This window comes from Nisaea sp., assembly GCF_039990255.1.
In the GTDB taxonomy this organism is placed as follows: Bacteria; Pseudomonadota; Alphaproteobacteria; order Thalassobaculales; family Thalassobaculaceae; genus Nisaea.
Genome location: NZ_JBDXGG010000004.1, coordinates 309,151 through 334,599, shown reverse-complemented (window position 1 = coordinate 334,599; position 25,449 = coordinate 309,151). Strand labels below are relative to the sequence as shown.

The window sequence follows — 25,449 nt, the reverse complement described above, 5'->3', positions numbered from 1 at the left end:
CTGCACTCTGGAGACCAGTCTGCAGGGTGACATGACGGTCAGAAATCAGAGATGAGCAAAGCCTTCGTCAAAGAAAACGACAGCGACTTCGAGGAGGAGGACGATATTCCCGATCCTTCCCCGAAAGGCGTCAAGAATTACATCACGCCCGCTGGCTTCAAGGCGCTACAGGATGAGTTGAAGCAATTGCGCCGGGTCGAGCGCCCGAAGGTTGTCGAGATAGTCTCCTGGGCCGCCGGGAACGGCGACCGCTCGGAGAACGGGGATTACACCTATGGCAAAAAGAGGCTGCGCGAGATCGACCGCCGCATGCGCTTTCTTCTGAAGCGTATGGAAGCCGCCGAAATCGTCGACCCGGCCGCGCAGCCGAACAAGGACCGTGTCTACTTCGGAGCCACGGTAACCTACGCGGACGAGGAGGAGAACGAGCGGACCTTTCGCATTGTGGGTATAGATGAAGCCGATCTTGATCGTGGTGAGGTGAGCTGGGTCTCGCCGATCGCCCGTGCCCTTCTGAAATCCGAAATCGGTGATGTGGTCGAGGTGCGCACGCCGCGCGGTCCACAATCGGTCGAGGTGACCAAAATTTCCTACGAAACCAGGTAACTAACTGTACAAGAACAATTAACTGGAAGTCTGATGTCGCTATTACCGAAGTCACCGCCGGTCGCACATAATGCGCAGGACGAGGATCGCAAGGTCGGAGTAGAGCTGGAATTCGCAGGTCTGTCCGTGGATCAGACGGTGGACCTTCTGCAGGATTCTTTCGGCGGGAAGGCAGAGAAGGTCGATACGCACCGCACCATCCTTCAGCATGAGGAATGGGGTGAGACAATCGTCGAGCTCGATGTTCAGTATGTCCACAAGAACAATATTGAAAACGACAGCACGGACAGATCCGGTTCACTTTTGCAGGATTTCGAAATTTCTGATGACTGGCGTGGCCCGCTCGGTGATGCGCTGACCGGGCTGGTGCCGGTGGAGATCGTTTTCCCGCCAATTCCATGGTTCCGGCTTGGCGATCTGGACGAAACCTTTGCCCTGCTACGCGCGCGTGGTGCCCTCGGTACGAGGGAGAGTGCGTTCTATGCTTTTGGGTTACATTTGAACGTGGAAGTGGCCACAGGTTCGGCTGAGGAGGTTCTTCATGTGTTGCAGGCGTACCTGCTGCGTTCCGAAAGCCTGCGAAGCGCCGTATCGGTCGATATTACCCGCCGGATTTTACCGCACACCGCGTCTTTTCCGGAGAGCTATGCCAAAACAATTCTTGCCGCCGGTTATCCGGCGGAACTTGAGCGGATGGTTGAGGATTATGTCTCCATGAACCCGACCCGAAACCGAGAGCTCGACATGCTTCCGCTTTTTGCGCACCTGGCGCCGGAGCTGATGGGGGAGATTATGGACGACGTGTTGATAAAGCCGCGTCCGACCTATCATTACCGGTTGCCGAATGCAGATCTTGGTGATCCGGACTGGTCGGCGGTGACTGAATGGAACCGATGGGTCACGGTGGAAGAACTGGCAATGGATGCCCGCCGTCTGGAAGCGGCTGTTGCTGAGTTTTCAGTGGTCTCCGATGACAGTTTACCGGTCCGGTTGCGGCGTTTGTTCGGTGTTGAATGAAGAGCCGCAAGCGCCCTCTGATCGGGATATCGACCTCGGCCAACTCTGGTGTGATTTCCTTGTTCTTTCAACGGCTTGCTGTCTGGCGGGCCGGTGGCCGAAGCGTGCGGCTGGGGCCGGGCTGTCCGCTGGCTCCGGAAGCGCTTGATGGCGTGATTATCGGTGGCGGCAGTGATCTTGCGCCGACGCTCTACGGCAGCGAGGTGGCCCTCGAAGAGGGGATTGATCCGGAGCGGGATGCATTCGAGCTCGCGTTGCTTGATCATTTCAGGGACGGCAGGCGGCCGGTCCTTGGTATCTGCCGTGGTGCACAGATGCTGAACGTCTATTTCGGCGGTACGCTGCACAGCGAAATTTCCGAGGCCTATCCGGGCGTCCGCGCCCGGCGGACGCCGTTGCCGGTGAAGCGGGTTGAAATCGACGCAGGGTCGCGCCTGCGCGACATGCTCGGCGTGAGCTGGTGCCGGGTGAACAGTATTCATCACCAGTCCGTCGACAGGCTGGGTGATGGCCTCAGAGTCTCCGCCCGCGACCGGCGGGATATTGTCCAGGGGATCGAGAGCACAAGCAGTGCCGTCTTGATCGGTGTGCAATGGCATCCGGAATTTCTGATCTTCAACCGGTCCCAGCAGCGCCTCTATCGTGCTCTGATCCGCGCTGCCGCTGACGGGCTTTCTTGACGCCGCTGCTTTCCCTGTCGCCGACGCTTTCCTGCCGATTGAGGGTGCGGCTTGTTCCGGACCGCTTGCTGGTCACGCACTGCCACGCTGGGTACCTTCACATACAACTTTGATTTCGTGGGAGGAGGACTGCAATGGATTTGGATCAGCTATTCGACCAGGGCCTGGAGACTCGCAAGAAAGTACTCGGCAAGGAATATGTCGAGAGCAGCATTAACAATGCCGACGAGTTCTCGATGATCCTGCAGAAGTTCGTTACTACACATGCTTGGGGTGCCTGCTGGGGCCGGGACGGGCTGGAGTTGAAAACCCGCTCCATGCTGAACCTTGCCATGCTGGCATCGATGGGCCGGGAGCATGAGCTGCGCCTGCATCTCGTCGGCGCGCTGAACAACGGCGTGACCAAGAACGAGATGGCGGAGATCTTTCTTCAGGTTGCGACCTATGCCGGTTTTCCCGCGGCCGTCAGCGCTTTCAAAATCGCCCGAGAAGTTTTCAAAGAACAGGGAGTCTGAGGCATGGCTTCCGGCAAGAAACCAATCGTCGGCTGGATCGGTCTTGGCATGATGGGCTGGCCGATGGCCCGGCACATGGTCGAGGCGGGCTACGATGTTCGCGTCTTTGACCTCAAACCCGAGATATCTCAGCGATTCGCGGGTGAAATCGGCGGCGAGGTGGCTCCCACTCTGGAAGCGCTTGGTGCGGCCTCCGATATCGTCGTCACCATGGTGCCGGACGGCAAGGCTGCCCGCATGGCACTGCTCGACGGTGCGGACAATGCCTCGAAGGGCATGAAGAAAGGCGCTGTCGCCATCGACATGAGCTCGTCGGAGCCGACCGGTACGGTCGAACTTGGCGCGGCCCTGAAGGAAAAGGGCATCGTGCTGTGCGATGCGCCGGTTTCCGGCGGCACCTGGCGCGCCGAGGAAGGCTCGCTCGCCATCATGCTCGGCGGGGCTGACGAAGCGGCGCTGGATGCTGCCGAGGGGATCATGGAGCCGATGAGCCGTGTGGTCATCCGGACCGGCCCGCTTGGCTCCGGTCATGCCATGAAGTGCCTGAACAACTATCTCTCGGCCATCGCTCTCAGCGCCACCAACGAGGCCATTCTGGTCGGCGCCAAATTTGGCCTCGACCCGAGCGTGATGATCGACGTCATCAATGTCTCGACCGGCCGCAGCAACAATACCGAGACCAAGTTCAAGCCCTCGGTGCTGACCCGCAAGTTCGACGCCGGTTTCGCTACCGCCTTGATGACCAAGGATGTCGGTATCGCCGCCGATCTCGCGGAGTCACAGGGTCAGGACATGCCGATCCTGAACCTGCTGACCGGCATCTGGCGCGAGTTCAACGAAGCCCACCCCGGCAGCGACCATTCCGCCGCGATCCAGTATTGGGAAGAGCGGAACGGGGAGACGCTGGAGGCGGCCAAGGGCTGATTATTGCGCTCGCGGAGCCCGTCTTCCTGCTTTCGGAGGAATGACGACACTTTTTATGCCGTCATCCTCGCGCAAGCGACGACCCAGAAATCGTCGGGCTCATTGTGCGCCGTGATCGATAGCGGGGTCCTGACAGTGGAGGCGGTCGCGGTCCGGTCGCTGGATCTTACCGGCGACGGCAAGCAGGACCCGGTGATCGACGGGAAGGAACTCGGCTGCTCAAGATCTCGGGCCATGTTTTGCGGCGGCACCAATCTGTGGCGCTGCGCGAAGGTGCTGGTCTGGTCGGAAGGTGCGTTTAGGGCCTCGGGAGAGCATTAACTTGGCGACTCCGCTTGCATTCCGCACCGTTCCCCCGATATAGAACCCTCGGAAGGCTGGGACGGACGAGCTCCTCGCCAATCCGGTCAGGTCCGGAAGGAAGCAGCCGTAACGAGTTTTCGCTCGGGTCGCTTCCCAGTCTTCCACCTTGCCAGACATTCTTTCGATGAGCCTCCTGGCAAGTCTCCACGATGCAATTAGGTTTCTGGGCCTGGGGCCATGAGGCTGCGTTGCATATAGACAACGTCCAGTGGCCGGCCGAATTTCCACCCGATCCCATCTGCTGTGCCGATATGCCGGAAGCCGAGTTTGCGGTGCAAACCGATGGAGCCGGAATTCCCGCTATCGCCGATGACCGCAATCATCTCCCGGAAGCCGAGTCCTCTGCAGCGGGCAATCACTTCGGTCAGAAGACAGGTCCCTATTCCCTTGCCGGAATGTTCCGGCGCCAGATAGATCGAGTCTTCGGCGGTATAGCGATAGGCTGATCGGGCCTTGTGCTGTGTCGTATAGGCATATCCGGCGAGGGTCCCGTCGATCTCGGCGCAGATCCAGAAGTGTCCGGAAGCACGGAGGGCGTCGTGGCGTTCCGCCATCGTCTCGGGGCTAGGTGGCGTTTCCTCGAAGGTCGCGGTCCCGTTCAGGACATGGGGCTGGTAGATCTCAGCGATGGCCGGAAAATCCGTCTGTTGGACATCTCTGATCTCCATGTTGTTCATATCAATCCACCCAGGATGGCTGCGATCAGCAGGAGCAGACCGACCAGAGCCTGAACCAGGGATCCGGCGGACAGGATTGCCAGGCTCCGGTCCTGCCCTTCGCTGAAACCGGTTGTCCGGATGATCCAGTAAAAGCTGTCATTCGGCAGGATCGCGATAAAGGACCCCAGGCAGATGGCGAAGACCGCCGCGACGCCGGGCAGGCCCAGTTCCGTAACGATAGGGGCGGCAACAGGCGCGACAGCGGCGAAGGTCGCCATGCTCGATCCCTGAACCAGCTTGAAGAGGGCGCTCAATAGAAAAAGACTGAGAATACCCAGAATGCCCGTGGTTCCAGGCAGGATATCGGAGAGGGGAAGGTTCTGGGTCAGCACCGTTCCAAATGCGGAGGCGCAGCCGATCAGCAGCAGCAGCCCGCCTGTGCGGCGCACGGCGCTGTCGAGGCAGGCCCGCCGCTTCTCCTTATCCACCATGATCAGCGCCAGTAATGCGGCGGCGAGGAGAGCGCCTTTCGGCCCGGTGAGGAAATCCAGCAATACAATCCCGGAGATCTGAGGGGCGATGCCGAGGACAAGGAGCCCGGCCAGCACGGCGAAGGGCAGAAGTGCCGACAGACTGCCCGGAGATGATATTGTGTCTTTTTGAGCCGGTGTGAACGAGGGCGCGCTGGAGCCGATCAAACGCCGCCAGATCAGACCCGATACCCAGACCGGCACGGCGAGGGCGAGCCCCGTGATCACGATGGCATCACTCTCGACTCCGAGGCCGGTTGCAACGATCAGCGGGCCCGCCGGATAAAGTAACTTGAAGCCGGTATAGGAGCCGAATGCGACGTCCAGTTTCCGATCACCTGCGATAGGGGAGAGAGCGGCATAGGCGGTGTCGGGGCAGATCATACCGGCACCCGCTGCCGGAGAGACGAGAACCGCCACGCGGCTGTCAGGGGCAAGCGCACGCTGTTCCATGGCCGCGGCCAGGGTGAAGGATGGCAGAAGGATCAGCGCGAACTCACCGAGGGCGAGTCCGAAGCCTTTATTGAAGGAGCTGATCAACTCCGGAGCGCTCATCCCGACGCCGAGACCGAAGACAATCGTAATCAGAACCATCCAGACCGGGAGCGGAAGACTCGGCAGTAATCCCCGTTCACCGGTATCAACCGGTATTGCACGTCCCATAACTCTGTTCTCCAGTCCTGCATTTTCCATTCTGCGCTGAATTCATGTTATTTGTGCTTGGTTGGCTGTAAAAATGAGAAAATTGACCTAATAGCATGAGCATGGATCATGATGACTTGCGTCCGTTGCCGATGCGCGGATTGCAGGTGTTCGAGGCAGCGGCGCGGCTTGGTAACTTCACCCGGGCCGGTGATGAGCTCGGCATTACGCAAAGCGCTGTCAGCCGGCAGATAGGAGAGCTTGAAGGGCGGCTTGGTCTGCGCCTTTTCGAGCGTTCCGGCCCACTCATCACGCTGACACGCGGCGGTGAAATTCTCTGTGAGCGCGCGATGCGCGCGATCTCCGAGCTGAGGACCGGCCTCGCGGCCTGCCGGGCCGCGGAAGGCAAGTCGAACATCGTGACCCTGTCGATGTTGCCGTCGGTTGCCGCGCTCTGGTTCGCGCCGCGTCTTGAGGAATTCGGCAAGGCGCATACCTGCATTGACCTGCGGATCTCCGCCTCCCGGCATCTGGTTTCTTTCACTGCCGAAGGAATTGATCTCGCTATTCGGTATGGCATCGGCAGCTGGCCGGGTCTTGCCGCCGAGTTTCTCGCCTCGGAAACCGTGCAGCCGATGTGTACGCCGGAATATGCCGCCCGGCACAGCATCGACCGTCCGTCCGATCTGCTTCGTGCGACACTGATCCATCCGGATACCGAGGAGGGATGGGTGGACTGGTTTGCCGTGGAGGGGGTCGAGACCGGGGCGATTCCGTCCGGCCCCAAATTCAGTGACGACACTGCGGCGCTTAATGCCGTTCTGGGGCACCAGGCGGCGTTTCTTGGGCGATCCGTCCTGACTGACCGGGATCTGGCCGCCGGCCGTCTCATCGCCCCGTTCGGCACGACCCTTGAGGCGAGTTACAGTTACTGGCTTGTCTATCCGCCGGAAGTGGAGGCGAATGAATCCTGCGATTCGGTCAGAAACTGGATCCTTGAGGCTTTCCGCGCCGTCTCGCCAATCTCGTAATCCGGCCTTGATCCGGCGCCCGCAGCGGGTTTCCGGCAGGGAGTTCGACATGCCCTCGCATTTGTCGGGTGCCGGATGGCCTGCGTCGCTTCCCTGACCTCCACCTCTCCCCTATGATCGCCTGTATGGATGATCTGACACTTTCCGCGACAGAAGAGGCGCCTGGCGAATATCGCGTGCTGGCGCGCAAGTATCGGCCGCAGACGCTTGACGACCTGAAGGGCCAGGACGCGCTTGTCCGCACTTTGCGCAACGCGCTGGCCTCTGGCCGTCTGGCCCACGCCTTCGTGCTGACTGGCGTGCGCGGGGTCGGCAAGACGACGACGGCGCGGATTATCGCCAAGGGTCTCAACTGCATCGGGCCGGACGGCACGGGCGGTCCGACTGTGACGCCCTGCGGTGTGTGTGATCCTTGCCGGTCGATCACCGAGGACCGGCATGTCGACGTGATGGAGATGGATGCGGCCTCGCGCACCGGCGTGGACGATATCCGCGAGATCATCGACGGGGTGCGCTACAAGCCGGTTTCCGCCCGCTACAAAGTCTACATCATCGATGAAGTGCACATGCTCTCCCGCAACGCCTTCAATGCGTTGCTGAAAACGCTGGAAGAGCCGCCGGAGCATGTGAAATTCATCTTCGCGACCACCGAGATCCGCAAGGTGCCGATCACCGTGCTGTCGCGCTGCCAGCGATTCGATCTGCGCCGGTTCGACGTCTCCGAGCTGATGGAGCTGTTTGGCACCATCTGCGGCAAGGAAGGCGTCGAGGCGGACGAAGAGGCGCTGGCGCTGATTTCCCGCGCTGCCGACGGCTCGGCCCGTGACGGTCTTTCGATTCTCGATCAGGCGATGGCACTTGCGGATGGCAAGATCACGGCGGCCCAGGTGCAGGACATGCTCGGCCTTGCCGACCGGGCACTGGTTTTCGACCTGTTCGAGAAGGTGATGGGCGGCAAGGTCGCCGAGGCGCTGGGCGATGTACGCGCGATGTACGCCTCCGGCGCCGATCCGGTGGTCGTTCTGCAGGATCTGCTGGATCTGACACATCTGATCACCCGACTGAAGACAGCCCGCGAATCGGCGCTCGAAGGCGCTTCCGAGCTGGAGCGGACGCGTGGCGTTGCCTTTGCGGACCAGTTGACGCTGCCAATATTGGCGCGGACCTGGCAGATGCTCTTGAAGGGCCTTGGCGAGGTGCAGGGTTCACCTTCGACGCTGGCCGCGCTCGAGATGGTGCTGATCCGGCTGGCTTACACGGCGGATCTTCCGCCGCCCGGCGATCTGGTAAAGGCGATCAAGGCGGGAAAGCCTGACGCGGCTCCGGGGCGCCAACCGGCGGCCGCGCAAAATCAGACGGCAGCTCAGACGGAACGAACGCCGGCACCGGTCGCGATCGTGCCATCTCCGGTCTCTGCTCCAGCGCCTGTCGCGCCGCCGGTTCCGGAAGAGCCAGCGGCTCCGGCCATCCCGGAAACATTCGAGGCCGTGGTCGCGCTGTTCGAGGAGAAGCGCGAAGCCTTGCTGCACGCACAGCTCAGCCGCTCGGTCCGGCCGATTTTCGCCGAGGCGGGTCGGCTGGAAATCGTCCTGGACCCCAGCGCTCCTGATAGCTTGCCGGGTCAGGTTGCGTCCCTGCTGAAACAGTGGACGGGCATTCCCTGGACCGTTGAGTCGAACGATGCGATGCCGGGCGACGAGGACATTCATACCCTGGCGGAGCGCAAGGCGAATGCCGAGGCGGCGAAGCGGAAGTCGATTTCCGAACACCCGGTGGTCGCGGCGGTGCTTGAAGCCTTCCCCGAAAGCACGATAGAAGCCATTCGACCGCTGGTCAGGGAAATTCCGGAGGACGCTGCCCCTGAGGCCGCTCCTTACAGCGACGAAGACAGTCAAGCGAACGAGGCATGACCAGATGAAAAATCTCGGCAACATGATGAAGCAGGTCCAGCAGATGCAGGAGCGCATGCAGGAAATGCAGGCGGAATTGCAGGAGCTGGAAGTAGAGGGCTCTAGCGGCGCCGGGATGGTTGCCGTTCGGATGACCGGCAAGGGCGAGATGAAAGGGATCAAGATCGATCCTTCCCTCGTTGATCCGGCCGATACCGAAGTGCTGGAAGACCTGATCATCGCCGCCGCCAACGACGCCAAGGCGAAGGCGGACGAAAAGATGCAGGACGAAATGCAGAAGCTGACCGGCGGGCTGCCTTTGCCCCCGGGCTTCAAGCTGCCGTTCTGATCCGATAGCGGCCGGCAGGATACCCAGCGCTATGGATGAGCTAGATCGCGTCATGCACTATCTGGCGAAGCTGCCGGGCCTTGGCCCGCGCTCGGCCCGCCGGGCAGTGCTGCATCTTCTGCGCAAGCGTGAAACGCTCATGCATCCTCTGGCTGATGCGCTCGGCGCGGCGGCGGAAGCGGTGCGTGACTGTTCCGTCTGCGGCAATCTCGATGCCAGCGATCCCTGCCACATCTGCAAGGACGAAAGTCGGGACGGCTCGGTGATCTGCGTTGTCGAGGATGTTGGCGATGTCTGGGCGCTCGAGCGGGCCGGTGCTTTCAAGGGCCGCTACCACGTGCTTGGCGGCCTGCTCTCCGCCCTCGACGGCGTCGGGCCGGACGACCTTAATCTCGATGGACTTATCAGCCGCTCCGGCGCGCCGGAGGTAAAGGAAGTGATTCTGGCGATGGATGCCACCGTCGACGGGCAAACCACCGCCCATTACATCTCGGACCGGCTGGCCGGTCTGGACATTTCCATCACCCGGCTCGCGCGCGGCGTTCCGGTTGGGGGCGAGCTTGATTTCCTTGATGACGGAACCCTGACCCAGGCCCTGAAAGCCCGCCGGGCACTTTGATCGTGGATCAGCGTGCAACGCGCCTGAAGGCGACGGCCATCGGCTTTACCGCAGTGCTCATGTGGGCCGCGTTGGCCCTTTTCACAGCGCTGACCGGCAAGGTACCGCCGTTCCAGCTTCTCGCCATGTGTTTCGCGATAGCGACCCTGATCGCCTGCGTTTTCTGGCTGGTACGCGGGCAGAACCCGCTCAGCTATATGCGTCAGAAACCGATGGTCTGGCTGCTCGGAGTCGGGGGGCTGTTCGGCTACCATTTCTTCTATTTCGTCGCGATCGATAACGCCCCTACCGTCGAGGCCAGCCTGATCGCCTATCTCTGGCCTTTGCTGATCGTTATCTTCTCGGCCCTGCTGCCGGGTGAGCGGTTGCGCTGGTTTCATGTCGCGGGCGCGTTGCTCGGGCTAGGCGGTGCGGCCCTGCTGGTGACGCGTGGTCAGAGCCTGGAACTCGATCCGCGTTACAGCTTCGGTTATGGCGCGGCCTGTATTTGCGCGGTCACCTGGTCCGGATACTCAGTCCTGTCCCGCCGTTTCGGTTCCGTTCCGACCGAGGCTGTCGGCGGCTTTTGCGCCGTCGCGGCTTTGCTTGGCGTGATTTGTCATCTGATATTCGAGGAGACGGTCTGGCCGGACGGCATGCTGGAATGGGGCGCTGTCGCCCTGCTTGGACTGGGGCCGGTGGGCGGCGCTTTCTTCACCTGGGATTACGGTGTGAAACGCGGCGATATCCAGGCGCTTGGCGCGTCGTCCTACGCGGCACCGTTGCTCTCGACAATCCTGCTCATCGCGGTCGGAATGACTCCCTTCACAGGGGTGGTCGCCTTGGCCTGTCTGCTGATTGTCGGCGGTGCTGTACTGGCCTCACGGGACATGATTTTCCGGCGCCGCACGCGGTAATCGATCGAGGCCTCTTAGCTACCGCGTGGGGTCGGCCGCCAGTCGGGCGGGGCCATTTCGAAGCCGGAAAAATCGAAAGCGGGTGCTACGGTGCAGCCGACCAGCGTCCATTCCCCGAGGCTTTCCGCTGCTTGCCACCAACCTTCTGGCACAACGACCTGCGGTTTCTGGCCTGCCAGGACATCTGGTCCAAGGTGGTGTGCTTCCGCGTCATGGCCGTTCGGCGACAGAGTCAGGACAAGCGGTGCGCCTGCATAATGATGCCAGATTTCGGTGGCGTCGGTGACCCGGTGCCAGGCGGAGACTTCCCCGACCGGCAGCAGGTAATAGATCTGGGTCATCGTGCCCCGGCTGCCGTCATCCGGCGCATCGCGCCAGGTTTCAGCGTAATAGCCGCCCTCGGGATGCGGCTGCATCCCGAGTTTTGCGACGATGGCTTTCCAGTCGGATGTGCTCATGTCTGGATCAGGACGGCGTCTGGGTTTCCTGCATCGACTTGCGCTCCGAGAACTTGGCGTACCAGGCGCCGAGTGCCGGATAGTTTTCGCGCCAGCCGAGATCTGGATAGCGGAAGTCGAGATAGCCACAGGAACAGCCCGCACCGACGAGGCCGGCATCGATCCTGTCGCCGAAGGAGGACGCCATGCCGTCGAGCGCCTTCAGCGCGCCATGGACCTTCTTCACCTGGCCGTCGCTCCAGGCGTCCCACTGCTTCTCGGCCGGGCGCATGCCGCGCTCGTAGCGGTTGTTCACGGCGGCATCCATCAGGCCGTCCGCCAGTGCTTCCATGCACAGCACGTCCCAGCGTGCCTCGCCTTCAGCGGGATAGAAGGACTGCGAGGAGACGAGAGAATCGAGATAGGCGGTGATGACACGGGAATCGAACAGGCCCTTGCCGTTATCCATCACCAGGGTTGGGATCTTGGTGACTGGGTTGCTGGCGGCGAGTTCCGCGTTCTGGTCAACCACCGTGGTCGAGATCTTGACCAACTCGACCTTGTCCTCAAGCCCGAGTTCCTTGATGAAGACGAGGACCTTCCGGACGAAGGGGGATGCCGGTGCATAAAACAGTTTCATTGATGTTCGCTCCCTTGGATACCCCGGCTCGGTGAGCCGGTTGCCCTGAATATGGGCTTAGAAATTGTCTTTGCGATGCCGCACTTCGGTGAAGACCGCAATCGGATCTGCGCCCGCCATGCCGATGGCGGCGGCCAGCGCCGGATCGTCCGCACGCAGGAACGGGTTCGTCTCCAGCTCGTCGCCGAGCGTTGACGGCACTGTGGGTTTACCATCGGCCCGGGCTTTGTCGATCGCCTCCGCCTGGGCTTTCAGCTTGGCATTGCCGCCATCGACCGAGAGCGCAAAGCGGGCGTTCGACTGGGTATATTCGTGGCCGCAATAGATCCGGGTCGAGGCTGGCAGGGCGCGCAGTTTTTTCAGCGAGCCCCACATCTGCTCCATCGTTCCTTCGAAGACCCGGCCGCAGCCAAGCACGAAGAGCGTGTCGCCGGAGAGCAGGATATCCGAATCCGGGAAGAAGAAGGCGATATGGCCCAGCGTATGTCCCGGCGTCTCGAAGATTTCCGCCTTGTGTCCTGCGAACTCGAACGCATCTCCTTCGGCCAGCGTCACGTCCATGCCGGAAATACGCGCCGTCTCCGATTTCGGCCCGACCAGGGTGCAGCCATATTTGGCCCGTACGGCGTCGTTGCCTTCGATGTGGTCGCCGTGATGGTGGGTGTTGATGATATGGCTCGGCTTCCATCCACGCGCTTCAAGTGCTGCGATCACTGGGGCGGCTTCGCCGGGATCGACAACGGCGGTCGCGCCGCTATCCGCGTCATGCAGCAGATAGACGTAATTGTCGGATCTGGCGGGGACCAGCACCACTTCGAGACGGGCCATTGCTTCGCTCCTTGGAATCGATGGGGCATCGTGAAAACGCTGACCGGACCGTAGCATCAACCTTTTGACGCGGCCAAGCGGACGACTATGATCCCTTCGCGACATGTGAACTGCCGGTATGGAACATGTTCAACGATGCAGTCGATCTCTGGGATTTTTATGGCACGCGCGTCGGGCAGGTAGCCCGGCGGATGATCCGTCGCCGTATCCGTGAGCTATGGCCGAGTACCAAGGGCGAAACTGTGCTCGGGCTCGGCTACGCGACGCCGTTTCTGCGCCCGTTCCGGGACGAGGCGGAGCGGGTGATCGCGGTGATGCCGTCCCAGCAGGGCGTGCTGCACTGGCCGCGCGAGGGCAAGGGGTTGGTCTGTCTGTCCGACGAGGCCGAGCTGCCGCTGCAGGACGTTTCCGTTGATCGTGTACTGCTGGTCCATGCTCTGGAATGCACCGAGCAATTGCGGCCCATGCTGCAGGAGATCTGGCGGGTGCTGGCCGGGAATGGCAGGCTGCTGGTCGTTGTGCCGAATCGGCGCGGCATCTGGGCTCGGCTCGACCGCACTCCCTTTGGACACGGCCACCCCTATTCCCCCTCGCAGCTTTCGCGTTTGCTGAAAGACAACATGTTCGCGCCCTCGCTGACCGCGCACGCGCTCTATATGCCGCCCTCGAATTCGCCACTCCTGCTGCGTTCAGCCTCCGCCGTGGAAAAACTCGGTGAGCGCTGGTTCAACCGGTTCTCCGGTGTGGTACTGATCGAGGCAACGAAACAGATCTATGCCCGGCCAAAGGGACGGGCTGTGAAAATCAGACAACTGTTGCCGATGCCCAGGCGTCGGGCGACAGCCCTGAACTCAGCCGGCGGTCATGGCCGTATTGCTGAAAATTTACAGAGGAGGAAACCGAAATGATCGTGATTGCCGTGAAACTGGTTGTTGCCGAAAGTGATGCCGCAGCTTTCGAAGCGCGTCTGAAGCAGCACGCCGCCAACAGCCTCACCCAGGAAGGTTGCAAAGGCTTTCTGGTCGCCCGGGACCAGGAAAACCCAGGAGCTTACCAGCTTTGGGAAACCTATACCGACATGGCGGCGTTCGAAGAACACAAAGCGGCCGATTTCATGGCTGACTTCCGGGAATTCTCCACGCCGCTGGTCAAGGAACGGGTGCTGGCGATCTGCGACCAGATCGCCTGACTGTGAAATAGTTCTCAAACATACGGGACAGTTGATCAGGCATTTAACCGGCGACAGCTGTCCCGATTTCCGCCAAGTGGTTCTCAGTCCGCTTGAATTCGGCGTCTGCCACGGCTATTGCTAGCCGCCGCGCCGGGAGTTCGACTCTCTGGCATTATCGTTTTTCCGGGTCCGGACGGACCCGTTCGGGGTTCGATTGGAAGGCTGGACCGGTGAGCACGCTTGATGATCTGAGGCGGGAGATCGACGGGATCGACGTGGCTTTGCACGATCTGTTGATGCGTCGCGTCGAGATCGGCAAGCAGGTCGCGGATGCCAAGGGCGGCGATCGCGGTCCCTATTTCCGTCCGGGCCGCGAGGCGCAGATCATCCGCCGTCTCGTTGAGCGTAACGAATCCTATCTGAACATTCCGACGCTGATCCGGTTCTGGCGCGAAATCCTGAGTGCTAACCTCAACATGCAGACCCACGTGCATGCCGCAGTCTATCTGCCGGAGGGCGCGGAGAAGGTCTACGACCTGGCGCGGGACCATTGCGGCATCTCGGCCACGATCGAGCGTATGGACAGTGCCGAAGCTGTGCTGGTTGCGGTCGCAGACGGCTCGGCGACACTGGGCGTGCTGCCCGGCTTTCCGATGACGTCTGCACGATGGTGGCCGCAGCTGGTTTCCGACAGAACCGGTCTGGCGACGCCGCGCATCATTGCGCGGCTTCCTTTTTGCGAGACAGGCGCCGCTGCCGGGATCAACGGTTTTGCCGGCGACGCCTTCATCGTCGCGGGGCAGGAGCCGGAAGCCTCGGGTGAGGACAAGACGCTGTTCGCGGTGCGCGCCGGCGTTGAGATCGCGGGCAATGTGATCGATGAAGGCGACGGCTACCGGCTGATTGAGCAGGACGGGTTCCTGGAGGTCCCGGAAGGTCTGGAGCGACATCTGGGCGGCCGCGAAGGCGAGGTGCCCTATTACCGCATCGGTGCTTACGCGGTCCCGGTTCACGCCGGCTGATTTTTCGGCCCGCCGCCGGACCCGGATCCGATCTCCCTATACGCTATTTGAACTGATAAAATCATGTCTTCCAGCAATCAGACACCGTCCCGTAACAAGACATCGGCTATCAAACCGAAATCCTCCATCGCGACCATGGTCAGCTACACGCCGAACCATGGCGGCGCGAGCAAGCCTGGGCGGGTGATCCGCCTGTCCGCCAACGAAGGCGCCCTCGGCATGAGTCCGAAGGCACTCACGGCCATGCGTACTGCCGATCCGGACCTGCATCGCTACCCGGCCGTTGCCGCCAGCCGGCTGACCGAGGCCGTGGCCAAGCGTAACGGGATTGACCCGGCGGGGATCGTTTTCGGTTGTGGCTCCGACGAGCTGATCCAGACACTGTGCCTCGCCTATCTTGAGCCGGGCGATGAGGCGATCCACACCCAATACGGCTTCCTCGTCTACCCGATGGCAACCCGGATCGCGGGCGGTGTGCCGGTGATGGCGCCGGATGACGATTACACGGTCAGCGTCGATGCTATTCTTGCCGCCGTTAGCGACCGCACCCGCATGGTGTTTCTGGCCAATCCGAATAACCCGACGGGCACCTACATCCCGCAGGATGAAGTGAAACGACTGCGGGCCAGTCTGCGGGACGATATTCTGCTGGTGATGGATGCCGCCTATTGCGAATACGTAACGAAGAACGATTTCGACAGTGGTATCGAGCTGGTCGAGGCGCATGACAATGTCGTGATGCTGAGGACTTTCTCGAAACTCTATGGCATGGCCGGTCTCCGGCTCGGCTGGGCCTATGCGCCGAAGGACATCGCCGCGACGCTGGAAAGCATCAAGCAGCCGTTCGGCGTTAACTCGCTGGCAATTGCCGCCGGAATCGCCGCTGTCGAGGATCTGGCCTTTCAGGAGGCAGTTGTCGAGAGCAACAACCGCTGGCTGCCCTGGAGCGTGGAGAAGTTCACTGAGCTTGGCCTCGAGGCGCTCCCGACCGTGACGAACTTCCTGCTGCTGCGTTTTCCTGAAGAGGAAGGCCGAGATGCCGCAGCGGCCCGCGCATTTCTTGCCGAGCGTAATATTTTAGTGCGGGAGATGGGCGGATATGGCGTGCCCGACACGGTGCGGCTCTCCATCGGTACAGGCGATGAGATGCACGATGTGGTCGATGCGCTCGCGGACTTTCTCGGCAAGGAAAGGCCAGCGTCATGAGCGCTGTGGACCTTCCCAAGGACGAGCCTGTCTTTAAGCGGCTTGCGCTGATCGGCGTTGGTAATATCGGCTCTTCCATTGCCCGCGCCGTGCAGCAGGCAGGCAACGGAGCCAGGCATCTTGCGGCTTTTGACCGTGACCCGGCGGTCCGGGCGCGGTTGCTGGAGCTCGGCATCGTCGACAGTGTGCATGAGAGCGCCGGAGAGGCCGTGACTGGTGCTGACGGTGCTGTCCTTTGTGCGCCGGTCGGCGCGTACGCCGCGATCATGTCCGAAATCGCACCACATCTCGAACAAGGTGCAGTTCTAACAGATATTGGTTCGGTGAAACTGGCTGTGGTGCGTGATGTGGCACCACTGGTTCCCGAAGGCGTGCATTTCGTGCCCGGTCACCCGGTCGCCGGGTCGGAGAAATCAGGTCCCGATGCCGGTTTTGCCGAGCTTTTCCGGGGCCGCTTCTGGCTGCTGACGCCGGAGGAGGGGGCTGACACCGCAGCCACGGCGAAGGTCGAGGCGCTGTGGTCACGTGTCGGCGCCATCGTTGAGGTGATGGATGCGGCCTATCACGACAAGGTGCTGGCACTGACCTCCCATCTTCCCCATCTGATCGCCTACACAATCGTCGGCACGGCCTTCGATGTTGAGGAGCAGGAACGGCAGGACGTGATCCGGTTCTCCGCCGGCGGTTTCCGGGACTTCACCCGAATAGCGGGCTCAGATCCGACGATGTGGCGCGACATTTTCCTGAACAATAAGGAAGCGGTGTTGGAAATGCTGCAGCGCTTTACCGAGGATCTGACGGCCTTGCAGAGGCAGATCCGGTGGGGTGAGGGCGACAAGCTCTATGAGTTTTTCGACCGAACGCGAGATATCCGGCGCAGCGTTGTCGAAGCGCATCAGGAAGGCACCAACCCCTGGGGACCGGACGCCAATGGCGAAGATCCGGACTTAGAAAGCGGGAAACCGGAATAGGGTGAAGGGACCGGCGCTAACCCGTCCGTTCTGTGCCGCGACCGGTACGCTGACAACCCTGGTTCCGTTTGCGCCGCTGTTGCGGCTGAAGGCCCCGAGCACAAGCCGGGCGACTTCTGCTGCGTCCCGTTTCAGATGTCCGGCTTTGATGAGATCTTCGATGGCCTCGTCGAACCCCTTGATCTCCAGGGTGCCCGCACCTTCCGGCCGGAGCAGCTGATCCAATGCAAGTGTCGCGTTGAGTTTCAGCGCAACCGGGTCGAGCGATAGCGTGAAGTGGTCTATATCGACGGTTCCGCCGGTATCCCGCCAGAGCGCGAGATCCGTTGCATCGGTGCCGGAAAGTGCGCCGCGCAGAGTGGCCTCAAGAGAGAACCGTGCATGGTCGGCGGCTGTGCCGAGCTGCTTCAGGGCAGGCGTTTCCAGGCGGGCGGTAGTGAGGCTCACGACGGCCGCCGCATCCGTGTGACTGACAATGCCGTCGGCCTGATCGAGGGTCGCGATTGTTGCGCCGAGCCGGGCCGCTTCGCGCGGGCCCACGGGGTCTCCGTTCCGTTGCGAGACGAGCCGGCCGCTTGCAGTGCTCAGCCGTGCATGCTCCAGCATGCCTGAACTGAAGAAACGGGCATTGATCTTGGTGTCCGGCGCCGATGTGAGGGTCACGGTGGTGCCTTGTGCGGGGGCTTTTTGGACTGCGGTCAGGCCATTCTCCGCCGTCAGCGTCAGATCGAGGGGTGCCCACGGTTTGGCAGAGAGCCGCAGCCGGTCGGCCGCCGCTGTTTCGATTACGGCGTCTCGGTCACGCCGATAGAGCACGTCAGGCGCAAGAATGCTCATTTCGAAGGGAAAGCCCTCGAACCTCAATGTGCCGAAAGTGACCTCGTTCCCCTTGGCGCGTTCCGCTACGGCCCAGTCCTCAATCCGACCTTCCAGCCAGAAGGCTGCCGCGAACCAGTTGCCGACATAGGTCAGCACGGCGAGCGCCACAACGAAGGAAAGAACGGTACCGATGCGTCGCGGGCTCTTGTGCCGTGCCGGAGGTGTGGTTATCTGGTTCGTCATCTGATGCAAATTACTTCCCGAGTGTCCCGAAAGATATGACTACCGAGAGCGACGATCTATGGGTTTTCGGCTACGGCTCGCTGATGTGGCGGCCGGGCTTCGACTATGTGGAGCGGCTACCGGTCCGTCTCAATGGATATCATCGCGATTTCTGTGTCTGGTCGCATCGTTATCGTGGCACGCCGGAGCGGCCAGGACTGGTGCTTGGTCTTGACCGCGGCGGGTCTTGCCGCGGCATTGCCTACCGGATCGCGCCGGGAAACAGGGATGCGGCGCTGGCTTATCTGCACGAACGGGAAATGATCACCGGTATTTACGATCCCCGCCATCTGCCGGTCATTGAAGGTGTGTCCGGGCGTCGCGTCGTGGCCCAGTCTTATGTCGTGGACCGTACCCATGCGCAATATGCAGCGGACCTGACTGTGGAACAACGGGCGGCCCTCGTCATTCAGGGCGTCGGAACCGCAGGCCCGTGCCGGGACTATCTGGTCAACACGGTGGCCCATCTGGTCGATCTCGGGATGCCGGACCGGAGGCTGGGCGCCTTGCTCAAGACGGTGGATGCCATGCTGGCAGGCGACCTTGAGACCCCGCCCGCGCCGGAAGGGCCGCCCGCCCACCCGGCGAACCATCCGGGCGTCCGGCCGGAAACCGCAATCTGACCGGCATTTGACTCTTCAGCTTTGCACCTCGCTCTTGCCGAGGAGCCATTCCATCACGGCTGTGACGGCCTGGCGCCGGGTGGCGTTCTTTTGTGCGAGCAGATGAAAGTCCCGCCCGCCATTGAAAGAGCCGCCTGCAACCTCGACCAGACGTCCGGCCAGGAAATCCTGCTCCACCAGAAACCGGCTGGCCAGGGCAATGCCCTGACCGGCCAGCGCAGCATCAATGCTAAGCGATGTCTGGCTGAAACTCAGTCTGTTCTTTCCGACCCAGTCTCTGACTCCAAGAACGTCGCGCAGAAACGCGGGCCACAGATCATGCATGTCCTGCAGGAGGGGGAGTTCACCGAAGGCATGTGCCGCGAGCGGCAGGTCTCGCCCCTGCACAAAGGTTGGAGCGGCAATCGCGACAATGTCGCTGTGGAACAATAACCGTGCGTCGATCGCTGCCCCGAAGGGTGGCGCTCCCTGACGAATGGCAAGGTCGATACCGTCACCATGAAAACTCAGCACGCTATCGGTTGCGAGTACCCGCAGGTCGATCTCCGGGTGGAGGGCGGTCAGGTTTGGCAAGTTCGGTATCAGCCATTTGGCGGCGAAGGTCGGAGTGACACTGATCGTCACCTTGGAAGGCGTGGGGGCGAGCCGGAGCGTTGCTTCTTGCAGCATGGCGAAGGCGGCGCTGACCTGCTGGTGATAGCCGCGTCCCTCGGCCGTGAAGGCAAGCCCCTTGGAATGCCGGTCGAACAGCTTGAGGGCGAGATGCGCCTCAAGGCCGCGAATCTGTTGCGCGACGGCGCCCTGGGAAACTCCCAGCTCTTCCGCGGCGGCACGAAAATTCAGGTGTCGCCCGGCGACGTCGAAGGCTTTCAGTGCATTGACTGGTGGAAGGTGGAGTTTTTCAGTCAATAGATTTTCTACTTTCATGTGGCAGAGGAACTGGCTGGATCATGCCTTAGATTCTCCGCATATAATGATCCAGTAGGAAAATTCTTTCGAAGGAAAAATCCAATGGCTGTAGAAAAAGTCGCACTGGTCACGGCCGGTGGCAGTGGAATGGGCGCAGATGCCGCGCGCCGGTTGGCGGCAGACGGATTTCGCGTTGGCATTCTGTCTTCATCGGGTAAGGGTGAAGCCCTTGCCAAAGAGCTGGGCGGCTTCGGCGTGACCGGCTCGAACCGGTCTGTCGAGGATTTAACGGGTCTGGTCGATGGTGCCGTCGAGCGTTGGGGGCGGGTCGATGTGCTGGTGAACTCGGCGGGGCATGGCCCAAAAGGCCCTGTCCTGGACATCTCCGACGAGGATTGGCACGACGGGATGGAGGTCTATCTCTTGAACGTCGTTCGCCCGACCAGGCTGGTAACGCCGCTCATGCAGGCGCAGGGCGGCGGCACGATCATCAATATCTCGACCTTCGCCGCTTTCGAGCCAGACCCGCTATTCCCGACATCCGGTGTGTTCCGGGCCGGTCTGGCCGCATTCTCCAAGCTCTACGCGGACCGCTATGCGGCGGACAATATCCGGATGAACAACGTTCTTCCGGGCTTCATCGACAGTCTGCCCGAAACCGATGATCGCAAGGCGCGTATCCCACTCGGACGTTATGGCCGCGCCGAGGAAGTGTCCTCGCTGGTCTCCTGGCTCGCATCCAACGATGGCGGCTACATGACCGGCCAGAACCTCCGGATCGACGGTGGTGTCACCCGTTCCGTCTGAGCAGAACAGCGGCTGGCTGATCAGAAGAGCGGCTGGCGCAATCCCGATGCGATTTCGAAATAATCCGGATGGTCCGGCGCGATGAAGCCATGCCGGACCAGGAAGTCGATGATCGCGAGGTTGCAGTTGTATTTGAAGGCGTCCGGATCGTTCTCGACGATCTCCATGACCTGGCCGATGGGCAACAGCTCGAAGTTTTCGACTTCGCCATCGAGCGGCTGCGGGATGAAGGACGGATCGAGTTCCAGGTCGTAGGTGTAGAACATGTGCCGCCGCAGGCCTGCGGGAACGGCCATCTGGTAGCTGATGGTGCCGGTCGGGCGCGCTGTCGCGGCGATCTCCGGCGGAATGCCGGCTTCCTCGTGGCATTCCTTCAACAGATTGTCGAAGGGCGAGATGCCGAGTGGGTGGCCGCCTGCGACCATGTTGTCCAGCTTGCCGGGATAGGTCGACTTGTTGCGGGCACGCCGGGCGACCCACATGAACGTCCCGTCAACGCGCCGGACAATGCCATTCAGGTGAAAGCCACGGTTCAGGATGCCGAATTCGGTGGCAGCGCCTCGGTCAAGCGCAGCCAGAGGTGCGCTGTCCGGATGGGCGAGCAGCGGGTAAAGCTCGTCCCGGGGCTTTGCCGCGAGACCGGCCGCGCGCAATCCGTTGGCCGCTGTCTCCAGGGTTCCGCTCAGCTCCTCGAAGGAAGCCGGCGGAAGCGTGAGGACGCCGTCCTGTTCTGCAAAGCCTAACCCGGTCAGGTGACCGGCCACCGGATGGCGGACTTGTCCGATCAGCGCTCCGGAAATCGACCAGGGACGATAATCGGCCGGATTAAAGGCATTGCAGACCTTCAGATAGTGCAGATATCCGCTCACCGGCAGACCTTTCCGCCGGCGTGTTGGATCAGGAGTAACGCTTTTCCGATACCAGCACAGACGTGACGTAGACCATGCCGCGCAGGATGGCCGCCGTATGGTCGCGCTGGGAGTCGGTCAGGCCCTGGACCTGAAGGTCGATGGTCAGCTCGTCCCGGCGCCGGCCGCCGAGATCGCTGTGCCAGCGAGCAGGAATCAGGCCGCGCTTGGCAAACAGCTCGAGGACGCGCGGCATGACTGAAGGATCCGCGACGGCCTGAACGGAAAAGCAGGCGGTGACATCCGTTTCGGTGTGGGCTTCGGAAGAACCTGGGAGAAAAGACTGAGACGCAACAACGTCTTGCATGACAAAACCACTCCGGCTTTGGGGGTCGAATAAGAGAAAATAGCAAGGTGCCCGGCCCCATCAGAGGACCGGGGTGCTAATTCGCCCGATAATTCGACCGGCCAGACGCCGGAATGCGTAATTCATCATGAAACAGAACCTATTGTGCCCCAGGAGAACCGTCAAGAGCCCCGGCGTCAAGCGCGGGTCAGTTTCTCCAGAGCTTCATTGAGCTGGCTCATGCGCTGATGGTCGCCGAATGGGGAATCCGGATGGAACACCAGCGCCAGTCGGCGATACCGTCCGCGGATGGCTTTCTGATCCGGCACGGCTGTCGGCGCGAAGCCCATGACGTGCAGTGCCTCACTCCGGCTGGATATTCCCTCGCGCAGTGGCTCGAAGGCGAGATCGCCGATAATACGCTGTAATTGTTCGATATCTTCTTCAAGTCGTGTGCGGGCAACCTGGTCGTCGCTGCGTTTTTTCCGGTCATCTGCTGACTCGACGCTGAGCATCTTCTCGCCATCGGCCATTTTCAGCGCAAGAGACAGGGCGCGGCGCAGGCGGGCAATATCGTAGCCGATCGGCAGGCGAAGCTGCAAACGCGGTTTCCGGCGCAGAGTGCGGCCTTTCGACGGTCCGGACTGGAGTTTGACCACTTCCCGGTCGTCCGGCGCGGGCTCTCCCGGATCGTCAGTTGCCATCACGGTCTCGTTTGGCACCAGAAGGAACACACTGCGCGCCAGATCGGCAACGCTGGCGCCTTGTGAATCTGCAAATGCTGTTACACGGTCGCGAAAACTGCTCGAGCAGGGGACGATGTAGGACTGACTCTTCTTGTAATTAATTGAAATCGCGTCATTTTTGTGGTTTGCGGTTGCATAATTGAGGGCTGAATCGTCAGGCATCTGGAAGCGGGTATCCTACTACAAATTGGGGTTCACGGGCTTCGAATAGCAAATCTTGGGGCCACTCAGGAAGTGTATTTCGGAAAAAGGGGGTGAATCAACTCATAACGGAGTTACGAAATGTTAAATCTGTTTCGATCTCGGTCCGATTACTTAACATTGGGTAAATTTTGGATCGGAATTAGACAGCATTTGCATCAAATCGTTTCGCTTTTGTGCTGTGGCGGATTGCCGCCATAACCCTTCGGCACTGGTCAATCGTAGCTCTGCGTTCTATATGGGGCTCATGAACGTTTTTGTAATCATCCTGATGGCCTGTTCGCTGCTGCTCGTGCTTGGCACGCTCTTCGGCGGCCTTGTGTCCATGGCCCGCGGCGGCACTGACGCCCCGCAGCGCTCAAATAAGCTGATGCGATATCGCGTTTTATTTCAATTCGTTGCGGTTGTTATCTTCATGATCGCATTGGCCATTAGCCGCTGACGCAACGGCTCTGGATAAAATAGTTTCGGGGGCGTTCAGATGGTTCGGCTAACCAAAATTTATACCCGCGGCGGGGATGCCGGTGAGACGTCTCTGGGGGATGGAACCCGGGTCAAGAAGCATGCGCTCCGTCCTGAAGCCTATGGTACGGTCGATGAGGCGAACAGCGTTATCGGTCTTGCCCGGCTGCATACGGACGGGCATCCGGAGATCGATCCGATGTTGGCCCGGATTCAGAACGATCTCTTCGATCTTGGTGCCGATCTGGCAACGCCGGAGCAGGAAAACCCGAAATGGACGCCGCTTCGCATCGATGTTGCACAGGTCGAGCGCCTCGAGCGCGAGATCGATGCGATGAATGAGAAGCTGAAGCCGCTGGATTCTTTTATTTTGCCGGGCGGCAAGCCTGCCGCGGCCTATCTGCACCTGGCGCGCACAGTGGCGCGACGAGCGGAACGGGCCATGACCGCATTGGCCGAAGAAGAGGCTGTCAGTGCGGATGCTATCAAGTTTATCAATCGTCTATCGGACCATTTGTTCGTGCTTGCTCGGCATATCAATGATGACGGAGCAGGCGATGTGCTATGGGTTCCGGGTAAAAATCGCTGAAAAGCCGCCACGTTGCCGGATGTCGGATAAAGGGCATAAGGCGGCGGCGTCAGCTTGACAGGCGAAAAACGCTTCGCCTATGACCGTGTGCCGCTATTGAAACTGAAATCTATACCGGGGTCGCCATGAAGGTTCTCGTACCCGTCAAACGGGTCATCGACTACAACGTCAAGGTTCGTGTGAAAGCGGACCAGACCGGGGTCGAGCTCGCCAACGTCAAGATGTCCATGAATCCGTTCGACGAGATTTCCGTCGAAGAGGCGATCCGCCTCAAGGAAGCCGGGACCGCGACCGAGGTTATCGCCGTATCGCTGGGCGCCCAGCAGTGCCAGGAAACCATCCGTACCGCGCTCGCCATGGGCGCCGACCGGGGTATCCATGTGCTGCATGATGGCGACCTGGAGCCGCTGGCCGTCGCCAAGATGCTGAAGGCCGTGGTCGACAAGGAACAGCCGGAACTCGTGATCCTGGGCAAGCAGGCCATCGATGACGATGCCAACCAGACTGGTCAGATGCTGGCCGCGTTGCTCGGTTGGGGCCAGGCGACCTTTGCTTCGAAGATCGAAATGGGCGATGGCGAAACAAAGGTCACGCGTGAGATTGACGGTGGACTCGAGACCATCACTCTCAAGCTGCCCGCGATCGTGACGACGGACCTTCGTCTGAACGAGCCGCGCTATGCCTCGCTGCCGAATATCATGAAGGCGAAGAAGAAGCCGATCGACCAGATGTCGCCGGCCGATCTTGGTGTCGATCCGGCGCCGCGCCTCGAAACTCTGAAGGTGGAAGAGCCGGCCAAGCGCGAAGCAGGCGTCAAGGTCGCCGACATCGCCGAGCTGGTTTCGAAACTGCGTACTGAAGCAAAGGTGATCTGATGAGCGTTCTCGTCGTTGCCGAACACGATAGTTCGGAAATCGCCCCCGCCACCCTGAACACCGTGACCGCCGCTGCCGAGATCGGCGGCGACGTAACGGTTCTCGTGGCCGGAAGCGGCTCTTCTGCCGCTGCGGACGCTGCCGCCAAGATCGCCGGTGTTTCCAAGGTTCTCCATGCGGATGCTGCGGAATACGCCAATGGCCTTGCGGAGAACGTTGCGCCGCTGGTGGTGGCTCTCGCCGCCGGTTACAGCCACGTCCTGGCCCCGGCCACCAGCTTCGGCAAGAACGTGCTGCCGCGTGCTGCGGCCCTGCTCGACGTGCAGCAGATCTCCGAGATCTCCGGCATTGTCGATGCCGACACCTTCGTGCGTCCGATCTATGCCGGTAACGCGATGGCCACGGTGAAGTCCTCCGACGGGGTGAAAGTCATCACCGTGCGGACCACGGCGTTCGATGCCGCTGCTTCCGAGGGCGGTTCTGCCGCTGTTGAAGCCGCCGATGCCAAGGGCGATTCCGGTCTGACCAGCTATGTTGGTGCTGAGCTTAGCAGCTCGGAACGCCCGGAGCTGACCTCAGCCAAGATCGTTATCTCCGGCGGTCGCGGTATGCAGAACGGCGAGAATTTCGCCATGCTGGAAGATGTCGCTGACAAGCTCGGCGCCGCCGTCGGTGCCTCGCGCGCCGCTGTCGATGCGGGTTTCGTGCCGAACGATTATCAGGTCGGTCAGACCGGTAAGGTCGTGGCGCCGGATCTCTATATCGCTGTCGGTATCTCCGGCGCGATCCAGCATCTTGCCGGTATGAAAGACAGCAAGGTCATTGTCGCCATCAACAAGGACGAGGAAGCGCCGATCTTCCAGGTCGCCGATTACGGCCTCGTCGCTGACCTGTTCGAGGCCGTTCCGGCTCTCAGCAAGGAACTGGACGGCTAATACTTGACAGCC

Annotated in this window: 32 protein-coding genes and 1 other RNA gene; 23 read left to right on the top strand and 10 right to left on the bottom strand. The window is 61.1% G+C overall.

Going from position 1 to position 25,449, the window contains the following annotated elements:
- Positions 1-51 precede the first annotated feature (51 nt).
- From greB to ffs, 7 genes are all read left to right on the top strand, one after another.
- On the top strand, positions 52-606 hold the full coding sequence (gene greB / locus ABJ076_RS02300; RefSeq protein ID WP_348186744.1) for a transcription elongation factor GreB: 555 nt from the start codon (positions 52-54) through the stop codon (positions 604-606).
- A 33-nt stretch (positions 607-639) separates the two neighbouring features.
- Positions 640-1,623 (top strand): amidoligase family protein, encoded by a 984-nt coding sequence (locus tag ABJ076_RS02295; RefSeq protein WP_348186746.1) that lies wholly within the window; start codon positions 640-642, stop codon positions 1,621-1,623.
- On the top strand, positions 1,620-2,303 hold the full coding sequence (locus ABJ076_RS02290) for a gamma-glutamyl-gamma-aminobutyrate hydrolase family protein (protein ID WP_348186748.1): 684 nt from the start codon (positions 1,620-1,622) through the stop codon (positions 2,301-2,303). The genes ABJ076_RS02295 and ABJ076_RS02290 overlap by 4 nt, the downstream gene beginning before the upstream one ends.
- A 134-nt stretch (positions 2,304-2,437) precedes the next feature.
- Positions 2,438-2,818 (top strand): carboxymuconolactone decarboxylase family protein, encoded by a 381-nt coding sequence (locus ABJ076_RS02285; RefSeq protein ID WP_348186750.1) that lies wholly within the window; start codon positions 2,438-2,440, stop codon positions 2,816-2,818.
- Between the two features lie 3 nt (positions 2,819-2,821).
- Positions 2,822-3,742: an NAD(P)-dependent oxidoreductase gene (locus ABJ076_RS02280; RefSeq protein ID WP_348186752.1), complete on the top strand. Its 921-nt coding sequence runs from the start codon at positions 2,822-2,824 to the stop codon at positions 3,740-3,742.
- Positions 3,743-3,853: 111 nt separating this feature from the next.
- On the top strand, positions 3,854-4,063 hold the full coding sequence (locus ABJ076_RS02275) for a hypothetical protein (protein WP_348186754.1): 210 nt from the start codon (positions 3,854-3,856) through the stop codon (positions 4,061-4,063).
- Between the two features lie 50 nt (positions 4,064-4,113).
- Positions 4,114-4,211: signal recognition particle sRNA small type (ffs, locus tag ABJ076_RS02270), an RNA gene on the top strand.
- Between the two features lie 49 nt (positions 4,212-4,260).
- Here the strand turns inward: ffs and ABJ076_RS02265 are convergent.
- Together ABJ076_RS02265 and ABJ076_RS02260 are read right to left on the bottom strand one after the other, a co-directional pair.
- Positions 4,261-4,782, bottom strand: coding sequence for an N-acetyltransferase family protein (locus ABJ076_RS02265; protein WP_348186756.1), 522 nt, complete (start codon positions 4,780-4,782; stop codon positions 4,261-4,263).
- Positions 4,779-5,957 (bottom strand): hypothetical protein, encoded by a 1,179-nt coding sequence (locus tag ABJ076_RS02260; RefSeq protein ID WP_348186758.1) that lies wholly within the window; start codon positions 5,955-5,957, stop codon positions 4,779-4,781. The genes ABJ076_RS02265 and ABJ076_RS02260 overlap by 4 nt, the downstream gene beginning before the upstream one ends.
- 95 nt (positions 5,958-6,052) lie before the next feature.
- Between ABJ076_RS02260 and ABJ076_RS02255 the strand changes: the two genes are divergently transcribed.
- From ABJ076_RS02255 to ABJ076_RS02235, 5 genes are all read left to right on the top strand, one after another.
- Complete coding sequence (locus ABJ076_RS02255; protein ID WP_348186760.1) at positions 6,053-6,967, top strand: LysR substrate-binding domain-containing protein; 915 nt, start codon at positions 6,053-6,055, stop codon at positions 6,965-6,967.
- A 125-nt stretch (positions 6,968-7,092) separates the two neighbouring features.
- Positions 7,093-8,877: a DNA polymerase III subunit gamma/tau gene (locus ABJ076_RS02250; protein ID WP_348186762.1), complete on the top strand. Its 1,785-nt coding sequence runs from the start codon at positions 7,093-7,095 to the stop codon at positions 8,875-8,877.
- A 4-nt stretch (positions 8,878-8,881) separates the two neighbouring features.
- On the top strand, positions 8,882-9,205 hold the full coding sequence (locus ABJ076_RS02245; protein ID WP_348186764.1) for a YbaB/EbfC family nucleoid-associated protein: 324 nt from the start codon (positions 8,882-8,884) through the stop codon (positions 9,203-9,205).
- A gap of 31 nt (positions 9,206-9,236) precedes the next feature.
- Positions 9,237-9,824, top strand: a complete 588-nt coding sequence (gene recR, locus ABJ076_RS02240) for a recombination mediator RecR (RefSeq protein ID WP_348186766.1) — start codon at positions 9,237-9,239, stop codon at positions 9,822-9,824.
- A gap of 2 nt (positions 9,825-9,826) precedes the next feature.
- Positions 9,827-10,720, top strand: coding sequence for an EamA family transporter (locus ABJ076_RS02235; protein WP_348186768.1), 894 nt, complete (start codon positions 9,827-9,829; stop codon positions 10,718-10,720).
- A 14-nt stretch (positions 10,721-10,734) separates the two neighbouring features.
- Here the strand turns inward: ABJ076_RS02235 and ABJ076_RS02230 are convergent, their stop codons facing one another.
- The 3 genes from ABJ076_RS02230 to gloB are packed head-to-tail and all read right to left on the bottom strand — an operon-like array spanning position 10,735 to position 12,625.
- Entirely contained in the window at positions 10,735-11,178 is a 444-nt protein-coding gene (locus tag ABJ076_RS02230) for a cupin domain-containing protein (RefSeq protein ID WP_348186770.1), read from the bottom strand.
- Positions 11,179-11,185: 7 nt separating this feature from the next.
- Complete coding sequence (locus ABJ076_RS02225) at positions 11,186-11,797, bottom strand: glutathione S-transferase (protein WP_348186772.1); 612 nt, start codon at positions 11,795-11,797, stop codon at positions 11,186-11,188.
- A 57-nt stretch (positions 11,798-11,854) separates the two neighbouring features.
- On the bottom strand, positions 11,855-12,625 hold the full coding sequence (gene gloB, locus ABJ076_RS02220; RefSeq protein WP_348186774.1) for a hydroxyacylglutathione hydrolase: 771 nt from the start codon (positions 12,623-12,625) through the stop codon (positions 11,855-11,857).
- A 125-nt stretch (positions 12,626-12,750) separates the two neighbouring features.
- On the opposite strand from gloB, the gene ABJ076_RS02215 reads away from it, so the two are divergent.
- The 5 genes from ABJ076_RS02215 to ABJ076_RS02195 all read left to right on the top strand — a co-directional run bounded on the left by ABJ076_RS02215 (position 12,751) and on the right by ABJ076_RS02195 (position 16,995).
- Complete coding sequence (locus ABJ076_RS02215; RefSeq protein WP_348186776.1) at positions 12,751-13,533, top strand: class I SAM-dependent methyltransferase; 783 nt, start codon at positions 12,751-12,753, stop codon at positions 13,531-13,533.
- Positions 13,530-13,814: a putative quinol monooxygenase gene (locus ABJ076_RS02210; protein WP_348186778.1), complete on the top strand. Its 285-nt coding sequence runs from the start codon at positions 13,530-13,532 to the stop codon at positions 13,812-13,814. The genes ABJ076_RS02215 and ABJ076_RS02210 overlap by 4 nt, the downstream gene beginning before the upstream one ends.
- Positions 13,815-14,026: 212 nt before the next feature.
- Positions 14,027-14,818: a chorismate mutase gene (locus ABJ076_RS02205; RefSeq protein WP_348186780.1), complete on the top strand. Its 792-nt coding sequence runs from the start codon at positions 14,027-14,029 to the stop codon at positions 14,816-14,818.
- Positions 14,819-14,881: 63 nt separating this feature from the next.
- On the top strand, positions 14,882-16,024 hold the full coding sequence (locus tag ABJ076_RS02200) for a histidinol-phosphate transaminase (protein WP_348186782.1): 1,143 nt from the start codon (positions 14,882-14,884) through the stop codon (positions 16,022-16,024).
- A complete protein-coding gene (locus ABJ076_RS02195) occupies positions 16,021-16,995 on the top strand; it encodes a prephenate/arogenate dehydrogenase family protein (protein ID WP_348186784.1) in 975 nt (324 codons plus the stop codon). Before ABJ076_RS02200 ends, ABJ076_RS02195 begins: the two co-directional genes overlap by 4 nt.
- Here the strand turns inward: ABJ076_RS02195 and ABJ076_RS02190 are convergent.
- On the bottom strand, positions 16,972-18,057 hold the full coding sequence (locus tag ABJ076_RS02190) for a DUF2125 domain-containing protein (RefSeq protein WP_348186786.1): 1,086 nt from the start codon (positions 18,055-18,057) through the stop codon (positions 16,972-16,974). The two genes, ABJ076_RS02195 and ABJ076_RS02190, sit on opposite strands and share 24 nt — an antisense overlap.
- Positions 18,058-18,092: 35 nt before the next feature.
- Here ABJ076_RS02190 and ABJ076_RS02185 point away from each other — a divergent pair, with 35 nt between their 5' ends.
- On the top strand, positions 18,093-18,719 hold the full coding sequence (locus ABJ076_RS02185) for a gamma-glutamylcyclotransferase (protein WP_348186788.1): 627 nt from the start codon (positions 18,093-18,095) through the stop codon (positions 18,717-18,719).
- Positions 18,720-18,734: 15 nt separating this feature from the next.
- Here ABJ076_RS02185 and ABJ076_RS02180 read toward each other — a convergent pair whose 3' ends face one another.
- Positions 18,735-19,628: a LysR substrate-binding domain-containing protein gene (locus tag ABJ076_RS02180; protein ID WP_348186790.1), complete on the bottom strand. Its 894-nt coding sequence runs from the start codon at positions 19,626-19,628 to the stop codon at positions 18,735-18,737.
- 102 nt (positions 19,629-19,730) lie between these two features.
- On the opposite strand from ABJ076_RS02180, the gene ABJ076_RS02175 reads away from it, so the two are divergent.
- Positions 19,731-20,435, top strand: coding sequence for an SDR family oxidoreductase (locus tag ABJ076_RS02175; protein WP_348186792.1), 705 nt, complete (start codon positions 19,731-19,733; stop codon positions 20,433-20,435).
- 20 nt (positions 20,436-20,455) lie between these two features.
- On the opposite strand, the gene ABJ076_RS02170 is transcribed toward ABJ076_RS02175, so the two are convergent.
- From ABJ076_RS02170 to ABJ076_RS02160, 3 genes are all read right to left on the bottom strand, one after another.
- Positions 20,456-21,304 carry a DUF4743 domain-containing protein gene (locus tag ABJ076_RS02170; protein ID WP_348186794.1) on the bottom strand — a complete coding sequence of 283 codons (849 nt, stop codon included), beginning with the start codon at positions 21,302-21,304 and terminating at the stop codon, positions 20,456-20,458.
- Positions 21,305-21,332: 28 nt separating this feature from the next.
- Positions 21,333-21,650 carry a hypothetical protein gene (locus ABJ076_RS02165; protein WP_348186796.1) on the bottom strand — a complete coding sequence of 106 codons (318 nt, stop codon included), beginning with the start codon at positions 21,648-21,650 and terminating at the stop codon, positions 21,333-21,335.
- Positions 21,651-21,826: 176 nt separating this feature from the next.
- Positions 21,827-22,537, bottom strand: a complete 711-nt coding sequence (locus ABJ076_RS02160; RefSeq protein WP_348186798.1) for a J domain-containing protein — start codon at positions 22,535-22,537, stop codon at positions 21,827-21,829.
- A gap of 277 nt (positions 22,538-22,814) precedes the next feature.
- Here ABJ076_RS02160 and ABJ076_RS02155 point away from each other — a divergent pair, with 277 nt between their 5' ends.
- From ABJ076_RS02155 to ABJ076_RS02140, 4 genes are all read left to right on the top strand, one after another.
- On the top strand, positions 22,815-23,018 hold the full coding sequence (locus ABJ076_RS02155) for a twin transmembrane helix small protein (RefSeq protein ID WP_348186800.1): 204 nt from the start codon (positions 22,815-22,817) through the stop codon (positions 23,016-23,018).
- 39 nt (positions 23,019-23,057) lie between these two features.
- A complete protein-coding gene (locus ABJ076_RS02150; protein ID WP_348186802.1) occupies positions 23,058-23,627 on the top strand; it encodes a cob(I)yrinic acid a,c-diamide adenosyltransferase in 570 nt (189 codons plus the stop codon).
- A gap of 125 nt (positions 23,628-23,752) precedes the next feature.
- Positions 23,753-24,502 (top strand): electron transfer flavoprotein subunit beta/FixA family protein, encoded by a 750-nt coding sequence (locus ABJ076_RS02145; protein ID WP_348186804.1) that lies wholly within the window; start codon positions 23,753-23,755, stop codon positions 24,500-24,502.
- Entirely contained in the window at positions 24,502-25,437 is a 936-nt protein-coding gene (locus tag ABJ076_RS02140) for an FAD-binding protein (RefSeq protein WP_348186806.1), read from the top strand. The genes ABJ076_RS02145 and ABJ076_RS02140 overlap by 1 nt, the downstream gene beginning before the upstream one ends.
- Positions 25,438-25,449 lie beyond the last annotated feature (12 nt).